This window comes from Candidatus Nitrosopumilus sp. bin_68KS, from assembly GCF_054095825.1.
In genome coordinates, this window is record NZ_JBSWSP010000029.1 from 21,322 (window position 1) to 40,118 (window position 18,797).

Consider the following 18,797-nt stretch of genomic DNA (forward strand, 5'->3'; position numbering starts at 1 on the left):
ATGCTTGATGGACTAAAGAATAGTTTAGGTGACGCAATCAAAAAAATTGTAAAATCTTCTGGAATTGATGAGGAATTAATTAAAGAACTTTCTAAAGATGTTCAAAGGGCATTATTGCAATCAGATGTTAATGTGAGACTAGTTTTAGAAATCACAAAACAACTGGAAGAAAGGGCATTAAATGAAACACCTCCTCCTGGTCTTTCCCGCAAAGATCACATTGTCAAGATTCTCTATGATGAATTATCAAAATTACTTGGAAATGAATCTGAATTTGAGTTTAAATCTGGCAAACAAAATAAAATCATTTTACTTGGAATTCAAGGTAGTGGTAAAACCACAGTTGCAGCCAAACTTGCCAAATTTTTGACCCGACAAGGATACAAAGTTGGTGTAGTTGGGGCTGATACATACCGACCTGGCGCATTGGTCCAACTCAGAACAATGTGTGAAAAATCTGGGGTTGAAGTTTATGGTGAAGAAAACAACAAAGATTCCCCAAGTATAGTAAAAAATGGATTAAAACATTATGAAGGCGAACCCTTAGATGTAATTCTGATTGATACAGCCGGTCGTCATAAAGAAGAACAAGATTTACTTGATGAAATGGATAGAATTAACAAAGTTGCAGATCCTGATTTGGCTCTACTTGTAATTGATGGAACCATTGGTCAGCAATGCTTTAACCAGGCAGAGGCCTTTCACAAAACTATTCCTGTTGGTGGTGTAATCATTACAAAATTAGACAGCTCAGCTAAAGGAGGCGGTGCACTTGCTGCATCAGCTGCAACTGGTGCACAAATCATGTACATTGGCACTGGTGAGAGAATTGATGATTTAGAAAAATTCTCTCCAACACGGTTTGTTGGACGATTACTGGGAATGGGTGATATTCAAGCTGTTTTGGATTTGGCAAAACGATTAGAAAATGAAGGGGATGACGTTCGAATGAAAAGAATTTCCAGTGGCAAAATGAACATGGAAGACTTTCTTTCTCAGTTGGAAGAAGTCAGCAAAATGGGTTCATTACAAGGAATTCTTGATAGCATGCCTGGACTTTCTGGAATGGTAAAAGGAGATCAAGTGGACCAGATGGAAGGACGAGTTACAAAATGGCGATTCATTATTCAAAGTATGACCAAATCAGAAAAAGCAGATCCTGAAGGATTACTAAACTCCTCACGAATCAAAAGAATTGCTCGTGGATCTGGTTGGCCCGAGGGGGAAGTAAAAGAATTGTTAAAAAATTATAAAAATTCTAAAAGTATGATGAAGGCATCCAAAGGACGCCAAATGCAGGGCACTCTTAGAAAAATGGGCTTAGGATAACATTTCAAATAAATTTTCTAGTATGTCTGACTATCAAAAAATAATTCCTTTTGCAAATCAAATCCTAAAAAAATACCCTTTATGTGATAATTGTTTAGGTAGATTATTTTCCAAAAAACTACGTCTATCATCTAACAAATTTCTAGGCAAAAAACTAAATCAAAACACTACAAAAAAATGTCATATATGTAAAAATCTATTTGAAAATTTAAATTATTTTTTAAAATTAATGCTTGATTCATCCTCAAACTATTCTTATAATACATTTAGTGTTGGAGCCATGATAAAGCCATCCATTGTGGATAGGGATGATTTAATTCGCTCACAGTACAAATTAAAGGGAATTGACAGTATAAAGACTGACATTACCAGAGAACTCGCAAAGTCTTTTTCTAAAAAAACAAAAAAAAATATTGACACTCAAAATCCTAACGTTACATTCACAGTAAATCTAAAAGATGAAACCATCAAATTACATTCAAAATCAATTACTCTCTCCGGAAGATATGTCAAAACCATACGTGGCATTCCACAAAAACAAAAATCATGTGACAATTGTTCTGGAAAAGGATGCAGAATGTGTAATTTTCATGGAATTTCTGAATTTGAAAGTATTGAAGGTCAAATCTCAAAATTTCTTTTTGAAAAAATTGGAGGCACTACTGCAAAATTCACTTGGATTGGAGGTGAGGATAAATCAAGTTTAGTTTTGGGTAATGGAAGACCATTTTTTGTAAAACTACAAAACCCTTTAAAACGAAATCTAAAATTAACCACTTTTAAGAGTGATACTATGAAAATTTCTAATCTTAAATTAGTTAATGAATCGCCAAAAAATCCACTTAAATTCAATTCTTCAATACAACTAAAAATCTCTACATCCTCAAATATTGATTCTAAAAGTTTAAAAAAATTAAAAATTCTTGAAAAACAACCAGTGGTAGTTTATGATAAATCTGGAAAACGATCAGAGAAAAAAATATTCTTTGTAAAATATAAAAAAAATTCTAAAAATACATTTACTATGTATTTGAAAACTGAGGGCGGTTTACCTGTTCGGCGATTTATAGATGGTGATGATGTGACTCCTGGAATTTCTCAAATTCTTGACACTACTTGCAAATGTAATCAATTTGATTTTAGCGATATTGAAGTGTAATAATGACGTACTATTCATCAAAAGTACTTAGTAAATCTGAATCAAACCCTACTGCTGATTCAGGCTCTGTAGCGTATACCAATTTGTGATGATGACTGGATAATTCTTTAATCCAAGAACTTCTATTTTTTATTTCAATATCTTCAATACCATAGGTACACATGAATGAACAATTGTATGAATCAAAATTTTCATGAAACATTTTTTCTAATTCTGTTTTGATTCCTTCTCTGGTGCAAATATCTGAAATTAAACGGCCAATAAATCTACATGGCTGTTTTGAATCTCTTGATATTTCTTTATACACTTTGTCAAACGTTGGAATAATTCCTTCAGGATCTGTAATGATTCTTTCTAATGGATATACAAGTAGTAGATCCTTCTTCTTGTAATGGTCTACATCAATTCCCCCTTCACGCATAATTTTCTCAATAATTTTGGGGTTTGTATGAGTAAAAATTACACAGGGCTCATCTTTTTTGAGACCTTCAATGACAAATTGATTTTGTACAATCTGAGCATATTCTATATTGTCGTATAATACTAACAAATGGTTTTGGTCTGAGAGTTTTTTTACGTAATTAACCAGCGGATAGTTTTCGTTATTTTGTTTCATTTAATTCCTCATTCTCAATATAGTCTAGTTTCATTTTTTCCAAAAAATCATTGATTTTACTATAGTCATTTATTAATTGAATTCCTTTATCTGTAATTCTAAGTGATTTGTCATTTGCAACAAGTTTTCGTTTTTGTAATTCTGAAATATTTTTAGAAAATTTATCATAGGACATATTACATTTTTGTTGAATTCTTGTGGGTTTAATTTGTTCTAGGTTTGATTCTTTTTTTAACTCTGTTAATATGTTATAATATATCTCCAATTTACTTCGTTTTTCCTTTCTATTCATGATTTTCATCTTTTATTATAAGATAAACTCTCCTTAGGGAGTGCGCTTTATGTCCTTAAAAACCTAATTTCATACATGGGTAATTTATCTAAAAAACGAGTAACTATAGTTTTAGATGAAGATTTGATTAAAAAACTTAGAATAAAACAAGCTAAACTTATTCAACAAACTAATGGGTCTACAAGCTTTTCCTATGTGATATCTGAAGAACTAAGAAAATGTATGAAGTGATTTGTCTTGATTTCTAAATGTATGAATTGTAAAAAGGAATTTGAAAACCGGGCAAGTTCTTACTGTTCCACGAAGTGTGCACTTGAAATGATTGAAAAAATTCCTTAAATGTAATATTTTCATATTTTGTATTCAAAGAATATCTTCTCTAGATTTCTGATATTAGTAAAATGATAACAATTAACTACCTCTGAATATTCTAAAATATCATGCCGATAAGAAAAAGAGGTAAACATCAAAGACATGCTGATCAAAGGGCTGAAACCCGTAAAAAAAAGAAAGCAAAATCTGGAAAGCCAAGATCCTAAACAAACTATAACCCTTTTACATTCAAAATTGTCAAGGAGTGATATTGGACCCGCTAGTACGTTTCAAAGATGCACATTCTAAAGGAATTATCCCTGATGATGTCTATGATCTCGTTGTAGAACGTTTTTCAATTGTTGTTGCTGGAATAAATAGGATTGAAAAAGCATCTGGCATAAAATACCCTGTTGCGTATGTGGAGCCTTCTCTTGTATTATCTTCTCCCAATCCCAATTCTTATGAATTTGGAATACTCTTTGCAAGAACAATACCTGTAATGTTTGATGAAAAGTTCCAGGTTGTTATTCAGATTTCTGCACCTCTAATTGCTTATGGGCTTAAAGGTACAATTCATGCAATTCTGGCACATGAATTTTTACATTTTCTAGAATTAATGCGAAAAATCTCAAAGATGGAGCTGTTATCTGATGAAATATCTGGAAATTTATTTGAAAATATCTATACTGATGAAACCCGATTGTTTGAGCCAAAAGTTGTTTTCAAAGATCGTACTTTGTTAAATCATATTACAAAAAAATTTCCGTCTGGATTTCGTGATTATAAACTTGAGGATAAAGTGATGAAATTTTGGGCTGACAAAAATCTTCCAAAATCAAATATTTCTTTGGATTCAAATAATGTGAAATTATCTGCTGAATCTATATCTAAAATACAACTTGTACCAGAATTTGTTTCAAAAATTGAATTGTTAGAAGAAAAAAGTTCTAAAATTCGGCAAAAGCGGTTATACTAAATTAGAAATTACTTTAAAATAGTTTTTTTGTTATTGATTAAATTCTGTTAGCCCACATTTTCCACAAGTATGTCTGTCTTTATGTTCAGACATAAAAACACCTTTTCCACATCTAGAACAAATTTTTTTAATTCTTGTAACTTTATCTCCATCTACTTTGAAATATTTGTAAACATTTGGGCTAGATCCTTTCTTGCCTTTTTGTTCTACAGGCATTATTCTGATTTCTCCTCTGTCTTTGGTTCTTCAGGTGCCGCATCATCTGCTTTTACCTCTACAGGTGTTTCTTCAGATGCTTCTTCTGCAGGAGCTTCTGCTGCTTGGGCCTCTGCCAATTTTGTTTTTATTTTTTCAATTCTGGAGAAAATTGTTGGATTGACATGTTTTTTGGCTAGACCTTCATCTTCATATACATAAAAAGTACCTGTGACATGTGATTGTCCTACATGAGTTTTGAGTCTCATTGGAATTACGACTTTGCCATCCAGCTTGAATTCTTTCGTAATCATATCTGCTGCCTCTAAACTTTTTAACTTTCCACCTAATCCTGCAAAATTACATGTAAGCTCTCTTCTTGATAAGAAAGTATTATCAACGTCTGTGATTGTCTCGATGATGGACATGTATCAAAAATCCTTTGGATATTTCATATAAACCTTGATTGAAATTCCAGAAGAAATTTAAGAAATTCCCTCTGAATCATATTGTGGAACGTTATCTCCTTCATTTTAAAAATGAGCATTATTTGCCTCAGAATTGCAGAGAACTTGCATCTAAAGCAAGGGATCTTGCCTCAGACATGAAAAATGTCTCAGTAAGATTGGCTAGGGTTGCCACAAAATTTATTGAATTTGATGTTGCTGCTGAAAAAGAAGATCTGGATGTGCTTGTTGATAAATTGTCTCCAATTGGGGATCTTGATAATGTGAGACATGTTTTTGAGGAGCACATCGAAAAAGAAAAGGGAATTGAGGATGGGATCTTTTTCTTCAATAATGAAAGATTTTGGGAATGTCATGAAGCATTTGAGGGTGTTTGGAATCAATGCTTTGGAAGAGAAAAGGAGCTAGTCCAAGGAATTATTTTAGTTGCAGTTGCATTTGCACATCAACAAGAAAATGAAGAAAACATTGGCATTGGAATGTTAAGCAGGGCATTGGAAAAATTAGGTTCCTCACCTTCAATGTATCATTCTATTGATGTTGATAGAATTAGAAAGAAATCCCTTGAAATGCAACAAGCAAAAAAATTAACTAGGTTTGAGATTTAATTAATTCCAGTGCTTTTGGAACCACTTCTGCACCTTGAAGAAGACCAATACTTCCTCTCTTTGCTTGCTCTTCAGTCATTCTAGTAGTTCCGTCATTTTTAATAAAATCTGCTGAAACTAAAACTGGTACAGGATCATCACTGTGACCTTTGTTTATACATGGTGTCGAATGATCAGCAGATACTATAATTGCAACTTTACTTGAATCAATGTTTTCAACAAGTGTTTTGAAAAATCTTTGATCAATTTCTTCAATATTTTTCATTTTTCCAATTGCGTCTCCATCATGACCGAATTCATCTGGTCCTTTGAGGTGAACATAAATTGAATTTTGAGTTTCCATTGCTTTTGCTGCGACTCTAGCTTTTTCTTCATAATCTGTTAGTCCTCCGGCTTCATATGCTTTCATTTTTAGAACGTCTGAAATTCCAAGCTCTACTGGCATATCTACAATACATGAAAATTGCATAGAATATTTTTCATTAATTGGAATAACATCTGGATATCTGTTTCCAGCATCTCTAAGTAATATGCAACTAAGCTGTTTCTTTGCTTGCTCTTTTCTTTTCTTATTAATTTGACTCTCTTTCATGATTTTGATTGATTGCTCTGAAAACTCATTAACTATATTTGCTGTAAATTTTGAACTCTCATCATCTTCTAAAGGCAAACATTTTTCAATTTTTAGGAAATCCCCAACTGCTTTTGCTACTCCCATACCTCCAATGTTACTATATGCAGGATCTGTGTTGGTAATTTTAGAAGAAAGTTTTCTATTGTTTACTCTTATTCTAACTGTAACTCTGTGACCAATTGTTGGTGCTACTACTACAGATGTGTCTGGACTTGATAGTTTGATTTTTTCTTCAATCTCTTTGGCAACTCCGTCGGCATCTTTTTTTTCGATATTTCTTCCTGCTCTTCTGTCAATAATTACTTCGTCATCATTTAGTGTGGAATAATTTCCTCTTAATGCTAAATCGCCATCCTTAAAGTCAATACCGATCCCTATTGCTTCAATCACTCCTCTTCCTACATATTCTGCATGATTGAATTTGTATCCTAACATATTGAAAACCGCAATGTCTGATTCTGGAGCAATTCCTTTTCCAACAGAAATGACTTCTCCAATGCACCCATTACTTGCAATTTTATCCAAAGTTGGGGTATTTGCTGCTTCTAATGGTGTTTTTCCTTGCAAGTCTGGATGAGGAAGATCTCCAACTCCATCTAATAGAACATAAATCATATGAATATCTGAATTATCCATAATATTCTCTGTTTTAGCAACTTGACTGCTCTCCTTTAAATCTTGCAACAAAATACGCGATCAAAAATTTAGAATCAATAAATTTTTAATTTGATTTTTAAATTGTTCATAAATCCTTCAAATATGATTTTCTGATTTTTATTAAAATTAATTTCAAAATACGTTTTTAATTTGGAAATAATATCTCTTAGTAAACGTTTTAACAGACATTTTCTTTCAGTTACAATTATGGGGGATATGCGCAAAGATTATGTTTCTGAGCGTTTCATGATTGTAACAAAAAAAGAAGATAAAATTATTGATCCAAAAAAATCCCCGTTTGCTCCTGGAAATGAATCTATGACAAATCCTTCTGTGTTATCACTTGTTGCAAAAGATGGTATGCTACAACGTCTTCAAGATAATGAAGATGAATATGTTGAGGGTTGGGCAATTAGAGTATTTGAAAGTAAAAATCCTATTGTTTCAATTGATACAGAAAATTCTTACAGTGATAGGCCGTTTTATAGTGAACCTGCATACGGATATCATTACATCGTAGTTGCATCTCCAAAAGAAAAAGACACCTTTGCAACAATTGATCCTGAACAATGGTCAAACGTTCTAGTTGTTGTTCAAGATAGATTGAGATGGCTATATACTCAAAAAGGTGTTACATACGTTTCAATTTTTGGTGATCATGGTGATTTAGCAGGAAGTGCTAATCCTCACCCTCACCTTAACCTTCTTACATTCTCTACCATTCCTCCCGTGATTGAGAGTGAAGCGGAAGCATCGCACAAAATTCTTAATGAAAAAGGAGTTTGTCCAATGTGTCAGACAGTCAATGAAGAAATTGGTGGTCCCAGACAAGTTCTTCAAACTGAAGGCTTTATCGCATTTTGTCCTTGGTCTCCTTCATATCCATATGAGTTTTGGATTTCTCCAAAAAAACATACTACTAGCTTTTCTAAAATTACACAAAAAGAAATTAATGATTTGTCTTTAATTTTAAGAGCAACTTTGGGTGGCTTGTCAAAAACTGTCAAAAATGTATCGTATAATCTTGTTTTCCATTTATCGCCTGAAAAGAAAAACAGTAGACAAATTCATTGGCACATTGAAGTTTATCCTATTACCAAATCTTGGTCTGGATTAGAACGTGGATATGGTATTTTCTTAAATGATATTTCTCCAGAACAAGCTGCTGAAAAACTTGGGGCATCTTGTAGGAAAGAATTGGCTAACTTGGTTGGTATTGTATAATTATTTGAATGGTTTATTTATCAACTAGAATCTGTTAGTGTTATGGCAATAGAGAAGTGGCTTGCAATAACTAGTGTTGCATTGTTTGCAATGTTTGCCGGTGAAATGATTTCAATTTATTCTTATGTTATCAATCCTCCTGAAAATGCTATGTTTGATGATTCTTGGTTTAATTCTAAAATATTTCAGTTTATTTCAATTGGTGCTGCTCCTGCTGGAATTTTAGCTGCAGTTCCTTTCTTCATGACAAAACAATATGGTTCAAAACTCATAGGGGGATTAATTATTACAGGTGGAATAATTTTGTTTGTGGGAATGTTGATTTGTTATATTATGTTAGATGAGATTAATCCTGTATATGTTACTGACATAGTTTCCTTTACTCCTGTTTTATTTATGGTTCTGTCTCCTATTGTAATTGCTGTTGGATCTTATTTGTCCAAACAAAAAAAGAAGCGTCCTAAGAAAGAGTTTTTCTAATCATTATCTAATCTTAATTCATTTCCTACGTGTTTGAAGCCTAATTTCTCATAAAATGGTTTTACATCATCTGTGCAGTCTAGAATTGTTTTATAGCAGCCTCTACTTTTTGCAATTTCTAGTAGATATTTCATAATTTTCTCACCTATTTTTTGTCCTTGAAAATCTTTGTTCACTACAACATCTTCTATATGTCCTACTAATCCTCCATTATGGATGAATTTTTGCTCTATTAGCAGTGTGGTAGAACCTACTATCTCCCCCCCCAATTCTGCAACTGCAATTATGTAATCTGGGTTGGAATTTATTTTCTCAAAAATCTTAATTGCTTTGTCAGTATCTATCCCACTTGCTCTTCTCAATGAGTCAAGCGATGTTAAAAATCCATTTTGAATATCTTCCTTTCTTAATTCTCTTATATTTGGTTTACTCATTTTTAGTTTCAGATCTTGCCTAGTTTTTGAATATGCTCTTGATATGCTTTTTTGTAGGATGCTTTATTTCCAATATCGGTAAAACCGTTCTTTGTAAGAAAACTATTTACCATTTTTTTCCTACTCATTGCTTTTTTAATTACATCATCCATTCCATAAGTTTTGTTTTTTGGAATAATTTTTAAAATTTCAGGTTCCATTACATAACAGCCCATGTTTACATTCGCTTTTATTTCTGGTTTTTCATTCCAACTTGTGACCTTCCCATTCTTTGAAGTTTCAATTACTCCATATGGTAAATTAGTTTTGTATTCATTAAGACTCATGGTGACAAATGCTTTTTTCTGATTATGTTGCTTTATCATATTTCTTAAACTGAAATTAAAAATTGAATCGCCATATATGCAAACAAAAGTATCGTCAATGAATTTTTCAGCAGTTTTTAACTGTCCTGCAGTTGCAAGTGGTTTATCAGAAATTGCATACTCTATATTCACTCCTAATCTTTTTCCATCTTCAAAATAATCTTCAATTGTTTTTCTTAGATAACTAACACAAAGTACAATTGATTTTACTCCATTTTTTCTTGTCCATTCAATTAGATGCTCTAAGATTGGTTTTTCCCCCAATGGTAACATCGGTTTTGGAAGAAATGTGGTGTATGGCTGTAGTCTTGTGCCCAAACCCCCGGCAAGAATTACTGCTTTCACAAATTTCATTTGAGATTTGAGTATTTATGTTCAAGGATGAGTTCTTACCCAACTCAAATAATTTTTATAATTTTTTTTAAAACATTGTCTGGTGTTTCACCAAATACTATTATCATGGGCTCTTTTCCAAAATCTCCTTTATGGTAAATCACATCTGGTATTTTTGTTGTATTTTTGACAGCTTTTTTTATTCCCCACTCGATGGTAGACCCCTTAATTTTCACATTTTTGGGCTCTTCTCTTCTATCATAACTCGAAACAATTAGTTTTGATTTTTTAATTTTTGAAATTGTAATATCTTGATATTTTATGTTTATGGCAGAATGAATTTTTGGATATTTTTTACTCATTATTAATAATGCAGTTGCAACATGTTTTGATCCTCCATAAGTTAATTCTCCTGCCAAGGTAGCTGTATTTCCTGATTTTACTATTCTTCCAGAAATACCTAGAATGTCTTTAATTGATTTTGGTTTTTGTTTAGAATATACATAATTTATTTGACATTCAGGAATATTTTTGTAAATATTTTTGATTTGAATGAATTTTTCTATGGCTTCTGATAAATCTCTGTAGGTTGAATCTTGAATTTCTGTAATTGCTATTCCTTTTCCTATTTTTTTTGCATTTTTAATTGATTTTTGAGTAAATTGCTGGGCGAATCTCAATGATTCTTCTACTGTCTTATTTTTTGCAAGGGCAAAAATTATGGCTGCTGAATAATTACAACCACTACCATGATTGATACTGTTAATTTTTTCACCTGAAATAAAATATTCTTTATCTTTTTCCAGAACAAAATCTAATATTTTTTTATCTTTTGTATCTACACCTGTAATTACAATATTTTTAGCTCCCATTATTTGAATTTTTTTTGCAACAACTTGCATTGATTTTTTTGAAGTTATTTTGGTCTTTGATAGTATTTCTGCTTCATACTTATTTGGTGTAATAACTGTCGCTAGAGGAATAATGTATTTTTGAAAATCCCAAATTGCTGATTTTTTTATTAACATTCCCCCTGTAGTTGATTTAATTACTGGATCTATTACAATTGGAATTTTTAATTTTTTTAATTTGGTATATAGAATTTTAATTATTTGCGAATTATACACCATTCCAATTTTTATTCCATCAATTTTAAAATCTGACATCACAGAATCAATTTGGTGTTTCAAAATTTTTTGCGATACTGGCTCTGCAATGCCAAAATATGATGTGTTTTGACTGGTGATGGCAGTAACTATAGTAAGTCCATGAACATTAAATGATGAAAAAGTTTTGATATCGCTTTGAATTCCTGCCCCCGATGAAGGATCCGAACCTCCAATTGAAAGTAAATTCATATTTTTCTATTTTTTTTAGCACTAATTTGTTTTTACTTTGCATTTTACAAATACTTCTCTTTGTAATATTGATTTTATACTCGATTGACTTTCTAAAAACTAATGACAAAAATTCCGCTGGTAGATGGCATTCCTAAAGAATTACGATGTCCAACGTGCTTACTTCCTATGCAATACCAATCAAAAAAAGATGAAAAATTTCTTTGGCAGTGCTTCAAATGTGGCAAACAGTTACTTGTATCTAAAAACAACAAAGATGTTGAAGAAAGCTGGAGTCCTCCAAGATGACTGATCTCTCTAAAATTGAATCTTTAAAATCTGAAAATCAAAAATTACGAAAATACATTTCTTTAATTTCTGCTGAAATTGAATTATCTCAACGCGTTAAGGAGATAAAGGAAAATTTTACAAATTCTGATGATTCTAAGCATATTATCACGCCTATAATGGATAGGATCTTTAGAATAAAATCTGAAAAATTATCTTTACAAGAAGAATTGGATCTTGATTAATTTCAAAATTATGACGATGATTGGGTTACACAATCAAAAGAACAAAAATCATCTTTTAAACTATAAAACTCCCTTCCACAATGCATACATTCTTTGATTGCTCTCATACTGATCTGTAACGTCATTCTTACATTTAAGATCGATCTATTTTCTTAATATAGTGCCAATCAATTCTAATGCGATCAGATTTTTTTCCATTTTTCACTATTGTTTAAATCAGGCAACAACATAGATTGTGCTATGGCGACACAGATGACTTTTGCTAGACGAGGTGTAGCAACTGATGAAATGAAACAAGTTGCAAAAGATGAAGATGTATCATTGGATTGGCTTATCCCAAAAATTGCTCGTGGTTCAATAATCATTCCAAGTAATAATGTACGACCACAAAAAATTCACAATGTTGGAATTGGTAAGGGTCTTAAAACTAAAGTAAATGTTAACATTGGTACTTCAACCCTGAATGTGAATCTAGATGAAGAAATTGAAAAAGCAAAAGTTGCAGTAAAATATCATGCAGACACTATGATGGATCTTAGTGATGGCGGTGATGTTAAAATGATACGACAAACTCTAATGGAATCTGCACCAATTACTTTTGGAACTGTTCCAATTTATGAGGCTTATAATTATGGTGTCGAAGTTCACAAAAATCCTTTGAATTTAACAGAAGATGATTATCTAAATGCATTCGAAAATAATGCCAAAGATGGAGTTGATTACACAACAATTCACTGTGGAATTACAAAAGAAATTGCAAAAAGAATACTAAAGGTTCAGAGATATGGTGGTGTTGTAAGTAAGGGTGGGACCATTACTGCTGCATGGATGTTAAAGCATGATAAAGAAAATCCCTATTTGACTCATTATGACTATTTAATTGAAATTGCAAAAAAATATGATGTGACATTTAGCCTTGGAGATGCACTTAGACCTGGCTCAATCTTGGACTCTCATGATGAATTACAAGTTCAAGAGATGATCAATATTTCTCAATTAACTAAACGAGCTCATGAACAAGATATCCAAGTAATGGTGGAAGGACCTGGACATGTTCCATTAAATGAAGTTGCAGCAAATGTACGATTGGCAAAATCTCTAATTGGTGATGTACCGTACTATGTTCTTGGTCCATTAGTTACTGATGTTGCATCTGGCCATGATCATATTGCCAGTGCAATAGGCGCCGCAGTTTCAGCAAGTGAAGGTGTGGATCTTTTATGTTATCTTACTCCTTCTGAACATTTAGCTTTACCAAATGCTGAGGAAGTAAAAGCTGGGTTAATTGCATATAGAATTGCAGCTCATGCAGGTGATCTTGTTAAAATTCGTGATAAAGTTATCAAATGGGATATGGAAATGACTGAAGCAAGACGTACTTTGGATTGGGAAAAGCAGATTGCTCTATCCATAGATCCTGAGGAAGCAGCTAAGATTCATAGTAGAACAGGACAGCATCCTGGAAACAATGTTCCATGTACTATGTGTGGAGGTGCATGTGTTTACATGATGTTGCCACAACAAAAAAAATATGAAAAAGAAAATGATAACTTACAACAAATTGAATAAAACTTTTTGAAGACTAGGAACTGTTTCATACTTTTCTAACTCTTCGATGTTAATCCACTCATATTGTGAATTCTCCCAGTTTAATTTGACAGTTGGATTTTCTGCCTCAAACAAAAATGGGTATATTTCCCATTCGTGATTTTCATATTGTGGTGAATTAACTCTCATTCCATCTGTGGATTTCACAAGTGTGATCTTGTCTTCTGTAATCCCAACTTCTTCAAAAATTTCAATCTTTGCTCTTTTCAATGGGTCTTCATTATTTTCAATGATTCCGCTAATTCCTGCCCAAAGACCTTTCATGGATTTTACTTTATCACTTCTTTTTAAAATTAATAATTTGTCATTACTTCTAATGAACGACGTGACAATTTTTGTTGAACGCATGTCTGCTATTTTTCAACTGCTTTTACCATTTTTGTCATTCTTTTATATGATTCGGCGACATCAGTATGTTTGGCCAGTCTCTCTTGACACTCTTTGATGTATGTAATTACCTCTTCAGTCTTTGATTCTTGGACTGCAGTAAGCAGCCTGCCAATATCTTTCCAAAGTTCTTCTGCAACTCTTCTAATTTCTGGATTAGCAATAATTGTTTCAATTAGTTCTGGTGATTCTGTCATTATGCTTTCAGCTAATGTCTTTTGAACTCTAAATGTAGTGCCAGACATTTTTTCTGTAAGATTCATTTTTTCATCTTTTGAAATAATGTTTGCAAACACTAAATTCATTAAATGGGTTAATCCTAAAATGACTGCAATTTTTTTATCGTGCTCTGCCGCATCAATTGTTACGAAATTTGCCCCTTCGAACAATGATTTTGCCACTGTAAGTTCTTTTTTGGCATCTTTAATTGGAACTGAAATAATGTTTTGTCCTTTGATAACTTTTGTTCCAGGACCGAACATTGGATGAATGCATATTGGATTAATCTTATCTGGCATTTTTGATAATGATGAAACTACTTTAGATTTTTCCGATGATATTTCTATGAGATATGTTCCTCTCTTCATCTCTTTTGCAATGAGTCTGATAATTTCCGGCGTTCTTCTTGTTGGAGTGCATAATACTACATAATCTGCCTTTAGAATTGAACCTACTAAAGACTCCGATGAAATTATATTTTTACCTGCAATTTTATTTTCTGAATCATATCCTGTTACTTCAAAATCCTTTTCTGCAAAATACTTGACAAACCATTGTCCCATTTGACCTCCAGCACCAACAACTGTAATCTTCTTCATCTTCTTTCACTCATAATGTTACTTAGTATATTCATTCCCTCAATTAGTGTTTTCTCGTCTTGACATGCAGAAATTCTGATGAAATTCTTGTAATTTCCAAATCCTTCCCCAGGTGCTATGGCAAGTCCTTTCTCAAGACTAGAATTAGCGAATTGAATCCCGTCAAATCCATCTTGATTAATTCTGGCAAAAATATACATTGCACCATCTGGGGCTACAAAATCTAGTCCCATCTTAGATGCTTTTTCAGTCAACATATCTAGTCTATCTTGAACCGTATTAGTATTGTTGGATGTGTCTGCCTCTAGGGCTTTCATGGCAATGTATTGGATGGGTTCTGAGACATTTGTCAGGCATAATGCCTCTAATTTTGACATTTTTTCAATAATTTCAGTATTTGAAATTGCATACCCGATTCTAAATCCTGTCATGGCATGAGATTTTGAAAATGATTGAGTAACGATACTTTTCTTATAATTGTATGATAGTATACTTTTCCAGCTAGATTTTGCATATTGAGAATAGATTTCATCACTGAGTACGTACAGATCATTTTGTTTTGCTAATTCTACAATTGCATCTTGAAGTTTTTCAGAAAGAATTTTGCCTGTTGGATTATTTGGATAATTTAACACAATCATTTTTGTGTTTGAATTTATTGTATTTTTGATCTGTTCTAATGATGGCGCCCATTTTTCCTCTAAAGTGGTACTGATAGTCCTTACTTTGATTCCAGCATTGAGTGCACAATCTTTGTATGCCGGCCATGCAGGTTCTATCACTATCATTTCATCGCCTGGATTAAGAAGTGTTGTAATTGCAGTAAAGATTGAAAATCTGGCGCCAGGGCTAACAATGATGTTATCTTCAGTTACCTTCGCACTAAATTTTCTAGAAGCATATTTTGCAAGTGCTTCTCTGAAAATTGGCATGCCTCTTACTTGACCATATTTTAAAAAGCCTTTATCAAAAACTTCTTCCAATGCTTTTTTAACAATCACTGGTGGCAAAAAGTCTGGTTCTCCAACTTCCATATGAATAATTTTTTTCCCTTGTTGCTCCATTGATTTTGCTTTTAAGAATATTGATAGATGTGTTTGTTTATTGATTGATTGAACTTTCACTGATTCATTTAATAGGAAATTAAAAAATTTTGTTGCAATTGATTCATCCAATCCAATTTCATAACTCAGTGAAATTACTTTACTACGTAAATTATCTTCTCTGACTTCATCTGTCACACCTTTACCAATATTTTTTTTAACTTCACCAATTTCTTTGGCAATATCTGTTCTAGTTTTTAATAATTTTATCATTTCAAGTGTTACTTCATCCATCCTATTTCGAAGATCATTGATATCTGACATTTTCTTACAAAACAGGCTTGATTGTACCGGCAAGGAGTGCATGATCTGCAATGGTTAATGCAACAAGTGAATCTACTACTGGTGGGGCTCGTGGAACCACACATGGATCGTGTCTTCCTTTAACTTGGAGGATTGTTTCTTTTTTTGTCTTGATGTCAACAGTACTCTGTTTTTGTGCAATTGATGATGCTGGCTTGAATGCAATTCTCATAGTAATTGGCATTCCGTTTGAAATTCCACCAAGAATCCCTCCTGAATTATTTGTCTTTGTAATTATCTTTCCTCTCTTTGTAGTATACAAGTCATTATTTTCAGAACCAAACAACTCTGAACCTCTAAACCCTGAACCAAATTCAATTCCTTTGACAGATGGAATTGAAAATATTGCTTTACTCAAATCTGATTCTAATGAACTAAAGATTGGCTCTCCTAATCCAACAGGAACATTTGTGGTAACAGATTCAATAATTCCACCAAGCGAATCTCCTTTTTTGCGTGCATTTAGAATGTTCTCTCTCATGATTTTTGCAGTTTTATTTTCTGGACATCTTACTTCATTTTTATAAATTGATGAAATCATTTTCTCATTGAAATTTTTCTCCATCTTTATTTTTCCAATCTGCGATGTAAATGAATTCGTTTCAATTCCTAATGTAACTTTAAGTAATTTTCTTGCAATTGCTCCGCCCATAACATGTGTAGCAGTAAGTCTTCCAGAAAATCTACCTCCCCCTCTGTGATCATTGAAGTGATTATATTTTACCATGGCAGGATAATCTGAATGTCCAGGTCTTAGCTTTGTCTTTAAATTTTCATAATCTTTTGATTTTTGATCACTATTCCAAATTAACATTGTAATTGGAGAACCTGTTGTGAATCCCCTAAAAACCCCTGAAACAATTTCTACTACGTCCCCTTCCTTTCTTTGTGTTGATATCATATTTTGACCTGGTTTTCTCAAGTCTAACATTTTTTGGATTTCGCTTTCTTCAATTTCAAGACCTGCAGGACAGCCATCTAATACTGCACCAATAGCATTTCCATGGCTTTCGCCAAAACTTGTTAAAATTAGACGCTGACCAATTGAACTTCCCGGCAATATTCTACTAAAGTTAAATGATGCTTATAACGGTAATCCAAAACTATTTGATGATTTTAGGTGGGAAATTAGGCATAAAAAATTATACTTTTCAGATGTTTTCACATTTTATTTATCTGCTAGAATGATACTTGAATCTATATGTGATTGAATTTTATATTTTTAAAAAAGTGTATAAATTTTCATTAATTTGATATCTGTTAATTTTTTTAATCACTTGAAAAATGTTTAACAATGATAGTTAATCCATTTCAGATAACTGTAAATTGAAGATTCGTACAAAATTAGCTCTTGGACTAGTACTAATAATTGCAATTTTTGTTGCAGGTCAGTCTTATAATAATTATCTCTCTTCTGAGATTAATACTGTATCTGAATATCATAATTTTATGAGTATCCCTGCATTAATGATCCTGGGAGATATTGAAAATTCTTTTAATGATGTCTATCGACATGTACATTATTATGTTATTTTTCCTAATGAACAAACAAAGGATGATTATTTAGATGCACAAACTGTTTTTCTAAATAATGTTCATGATTATGAGAAGTTAGTACCTGCCAAAAATTCATTGGGTTATGATTTAGCTGATGACTCCATGAAAAATATGATGAATAATTATGTCAATCACTATAAAAATATCTTTGATGAGTTTGTATTAACATCTGATGCTGTTATTAGTGCTAAAGACTTAGAAAAAAATGAAGATGTTTTACAATTAGTTCAAGATTTAGATTTGATTAATGAAAACTTTCAAAATGTATTGGAAAAAAATTATGTCATGGAAACTGCTGGTAAAGAACTAGAACAAAATTACGCAAATTCAATTTCTTCCCAAATGATTAATTCCAATTTAATTTTAAATATTCTTTTAGGATTAGTATCTATGATTATTGTTTTAATTATTTCATTTGATATTTCGAAACAAGTTAATTCGTTGAAACAATTAACTTCTCAAATTTCTAATAAACAATACGACCTTGTTACTACTCATTCTAAAAATGAGTTTGACAGTCTTAGAAATGATATTGTTAAAATGGGAAATACTGTAAAATCATCTGTACAAGAACTTGAAAATTTTAGAAAGGCTTTAGATAATTCTGCAAGTGTTACAATAACAGATCCTAATGGGGTAATTACATATGCCAATGAGCAATACTGTAAAATCTCACAATATTCTCGAGATGAATTAATCGGTAAGACTCATAAAATTGTACAATCTGGATTCCATCCTTTTTCATTTTATGAAGATATGTGGAATGCTCTCAAATCCGGTAACACATGGAGTGGTGAAATAAAAAATAAATCAAAAGATGGCACTCTTCATTGGGGTAAAACCGTGATTACTCCTGTTATTTATGATGGAAACACGATACATCATTTCGTTGAAATCCGAACAGACATTACACCACGAATAAACCTTCAAGAAAAATTACTAAAACAAGAAAAACTTGTAACTATAGGTGAACTATCTGCAAGATTGGCTCATGATATACGAAATCCACTTTCAATTATTCAAGTGTCTCTTGAAAATTTAAAACTAATGTCAAAAGATACAAAAAT

At 32.1% G+C, this 18,797-nt stretch carries 23 protein-coding genes; 11 read left to right on the top strand and 12 right to left on the bottom strand.

Translation table 11 applies throughout. From position 1 onward, the window contains the following. Together ACW9W3_RS10225 and ACW9W3_RS10230 are read left to right on the top strand one after the other, a co-directional pair. Nucleotides 1–1,329 carry a signal recognition particle receptor subunit alpha gene (locus ACW9W3_RS10225; protein WP_457766037.1) on the top strand — a complete coding sequence of 443 codons (1,329 nt, stop codon included), beginning with the start codon at nt 1–3 and terminating at the stop codon, nt 1,327–1,329. Nucleotides 1,330–1,351: 22 nt separating this feature from the next. After that, nucleotides 1,352–2,488, top strand: coding sequence for a tRNA pseudouridine(54/55) synthase Pus10 (locus ACW9W3_RS10230; protein ID WP_457766038.1), 1,137 nt, complete (start codon nt 1,352–1,354; stop codon nt 2,486–2,488). A gap of 10 nt (nt 2,489–2,498) precedes the next feature. Here ACW9W3_RS10230 and ACW9W3_RS10235 read toward each other — a convergent pair whose 3' ends face one another. Further along, nucleotides 2,499–3,104, bottom strand: coding sequence for an MEDS domain-containing protein (locus tag ACW9W3_RS10235; protein WP_457766039.1), 606 nt, complete (start codon nt 3,102–3,104; stop codon nt 2,499–2,501). Further along, complete coding sequence (locus tag ACW9W3_RS10240; protein WP_457766040.1) at nt 3,091–3,396, bottom strand: winged helix-turn-helix domain-containing protein; 306 nt, start codon at nt 3,394–3,396, stop codon at nt 3,091–3,093. The genes ACW9W3_RS10235 and ACW9W3_RS10240 overlap by 14 nt, the downstream gene beginning before the upstream one ends. Nucleotides 3,397–3,471: 75 nt before the next feature. Between ACW9W3_RS10240 and ACW9W3_RS10245 the strand changes: the two genes are divergently transcribed. Together ACW9W3_RS10245 and ACW9W3_RS10250 are read left to right on the top strand one after the other, a co-directional pair. Continuing rightward, nucleotides 3,472–3,627 carry a hypothetical protein gene (locus tag ACW9W3_RS10245; RefSeq protein ID WP_457766041.1) on the top strand — a complete coding sequence of 52 codons (156 nt, stop codon included), beginning with the start codon at nt 3,472–3,474 and terminating at the stop codon, nt 3,625–3,627. A 352-nt stretch (nt 3,628–3,979) separates the two neighbouring features. After that, nucleotides 3,980–4,687, top strand: a complete 708-nt coding sequence (locus ACW9W3_RS10250; protein ID WP_457766042.1) for a hypothetical protein — start codon at nt 3,980–3,982, stop codon at nt 4,685–4,687. A gap of 30 nt (nt 4,688–4,717) precedes the next feature. On the opposite strand, the gene ACW9W3_RS10255 is transcribed toward ACW9W3_RS10250, so the two are convergent. Both ACW9W3_RS10255 and ACW9W3_RS10260 read right to left on the bottom strand, forming a co-directional pair. Further along, nucleotides 4,718–4,903 (bottom strand): 30S ribosomal protein S27ae, encoded by a 186-nt coding sequence (locus ACW9W3_RS10255; protein ID WP_048116998.1) that lies wholly within the window; start codon nt 4,901–4,903, stop codon nt 4,718–4,720. Beyond that, nucleotides 4,903–5,310 carry a hypothetical protein gene (locus ACW9W3_RS10260; RefSeq protein ID WP_457766043.1) on the bottom strand — a complete coding sequence of 136 codons (408 nt, stop codon included), beginning with the start codon at nt 5,308–5,310 and terminating at the stop codon, nt 4,903–4,905. Before ACW9W3_RS10260 ends, ACW9W3_RS10255 begins: the two co-directional genes overlap by 1 nt. Nucleotides 5,311–5,393: 83 nt before the next feature. Here ACW9W3_RS10260 and ACW9W3_RS10265 point away from each other — a divergent pair, with 83 nt between their 5' ends. Then, complete coding sequence (locus ACW9W3_RS10265; protein ID WP_457766044.1) at nt 5,394–5,957, top strand: DUF309 domain-containing protein; 564 nt, start codon at nt 5,394–5,396, stop codon at nt 5,955–5,957. Here ACW9W3_RS10265 and ACW9W3_RS10270 read toward each other — a convergent pair. Beyond that, entirely contained in the window at nt 5,941–7,227 is a 1,287-nt protein-coding gene (locus ACW9W3_RS10270; RefSeq protein ID WP_457766057.1) for an alkaline phosphatase family protein, read from the bottom strand. The two genes, ACW9W3_RS10265 and ACW9W3_RS10270, sit on opposite strands and share 17 nt — an antisense overlap. Nucleotides 7,228–7,455: 228 nt before the next feature. Here ACW9W3_RS10270 and ACW9W3_RS10275 point away from each other — a divergent pair, with 228 nt between their 5' ends. Next, nucleotides 7,456–8,472: a galactose-1-phosphate uridylyltransferase gene (locus ACW9W3_RS10275; protein ID WP_457766058.1), complete on the top strand. Its 1,017-nt coding sequence runs from the start codon at nt 7,456–7,458 to the stop codon at nt 8,470–8,472. A gap of 42 nt (nt 8,473–8,514) precedes the next feature. Next, nucleotides 8,515–8,952, top strand: coding sequence for a hypothetical protein (locus ACW9W3_RS10280; protein WP_457766045.1), 438 nt, complete (start codon nt 8,515–8,517; stop codon nt 8,950–8,952). Here the strand turns inward: ACW9W3_RS10280 and ACW9W3_RS10285 are convergent. Genes ACW9W3_RS10285 through thiD form a run of 3 tightly spaced genes read right to left on the bottom strand, consistent with a single transcriptional unit; the run spans nt 8,949 to nt 11,442 of the window. Next, complete coding sequence (locus tag ACW9W3_RS10285; protein WP_457766046.1) at nt 8,949–9,386, bottom strand: GNAT family N-acetyltransferase; 438 nt, start codon at nt 9,384–9,386, stop codon at nt 8,949–8,951. The genes ACW9W3_RS10280 and ACW9W3_RS10285 overlap by 4 nt on opposite strands. Before the next feature lie 8 nt (nt 9,387–9,394). Beyond that, nucleotides 9,395–10,096, bottom strand: coding sequence for a nucleotidyltransferase family protein (locus ACW9W3_RS10290; RefSeq protein ID WP_457766047.1), 702 nt, complete (start codon nt 10,094–10,096; stop codon nt 9,395–9,397). Nucleotides 10,097–10,149: 53 nt separating this feature from the next. After that, nucleotides 10,150–11,442 carry a bifunctional hydroxymethylpyrimidine kinase/phosphomethylpyrimidine kinase gene (gene thiD / locus ACW9W3_RS10295; protein ID WP_457766048.1) on the bottom strand — a complete coding sequence of 431 codons (1,293 nt, stop codon included), beginning with the start codon at nt 11,440–11,442 and terminating at the stop codon, nt 10,150–10,152. 102 nt (nt 11,443–11,544) lie between these two features. On the opposite strand from thiD, the gene ACW9W3_RS10300 reads away from it, so the two are divergent. The 3 genes from ACW9W3_RS10300 (at nt 11,545) to thiC (ending at nt 13,523) form a co-directional block, all read left to right on the top strand. Further along, nucleotides 11,545–11,730 (top strand): hypothetical protein, encoded by a 186-nt coding sequence (locus tag ACW9W3_RS10300; protein WP_457766049.1) that lies wholly within the window; start codon nt 11,545–11,547, stop codon nt 11,728–11,730. Then, nucleotides 11,727–11,954 (top strand): hypothetical protein, encoded by a 228-nt coding sequence (locus tag ACW9W3_RS10305; RefSeq protein WP_457766050.1) that lies wholly within the window; start codon nt 11,727–11,729, stop codon nt 11,952–11,954. The genes ACW9W3_RS10300 and ACW9W3_RS10305 overlap by 4 nt, the downstream gene beginning before the upstream one ends. 240 nt (nt 11,955–12,194) lie before the next feature. Next, entirely contained in the window at nt 12,195–13,523 is a 1,329-nt protein-coding gene (gene thiC, locus ACW9W3_RS10310; RefSeq protein WP_457766051.1) for a phosphomethylpyrimidine synthase ThiC, read from the top strand. Here the strand turns inward: thiC and ACW9W3_RS10315 are convergent. From ACW9W3_RS10315 to aroC, 4 genes are read right to left on the bottom strand one after another with little or no spacing between them, the layout of a single operon-like run. Further along, nucleotides 13,506–13,910, bottom strand: a complete 405-nt coding sequence (locus ACW9W3_RS10315; protein WP_457766052.1) for an NUDIX domain-containing protein — start codon at nt 13,908–13,910, stop codon at nt 13,506–13,508. The two genes, thiC and ACW9W3_RS10315, sit on opposite strands and share 18 nt — an antisense overlap. 5 nt (nt 13,911–13,915) lie before the next feature. Beyond that, entirely contained in the window at nt 13,916–14,767 is an 852-nt protein-coding gene (locus ACW9W3_RS10320) for a prephenate dehydrogenase/arogenate dehydrogenase family protein (protein WP_457766053.1), read from the bottom strand. Next, nucleotides 14,764–16,134, bottom strand: a complete 1,371-nt coding sequence (locus tag ACW9W3_RS10325) for an aminotransferase class I/II-fold pyridoxal phosphate-dependent enzyme (protein WP_457766054.1) — start codon at nt 16,132–16,134, stop codon at nt 14,764–14,766. Before ACW9W3_RS10325 ends, ACW9W3_RS10320 begins: the two co-directional genes overlap by 4 nt. Before the next feature lie 4 nt (nt 16,135–16,138). Further along, on the bottom strand, nt 16,139–17,236 hold the full coding sequence (gene aroC / locus ACW9W3_RS10330) for a chorismate synthase (protein ID WP_457766059.1): 1,098 nt from the start codon (nt 17,234–17,236) through the stop codon (nt 16,139–16,141). A gap of 263 nt (nt 17,237–17,499) precedes the next feature. On the opposite strand from aroC, the gene ACW9W3_RS10335 reads away from it, so the two are divergent. Beyond that, a partial coding sequence (locus tag ACW9W3_RS10335; RefSeq protein ID WP_457766055.1) for a PAS domain S-box protein occupies nt 17,500–18,797 on the top strand: 1,298 nt, incomplete at its 3' end.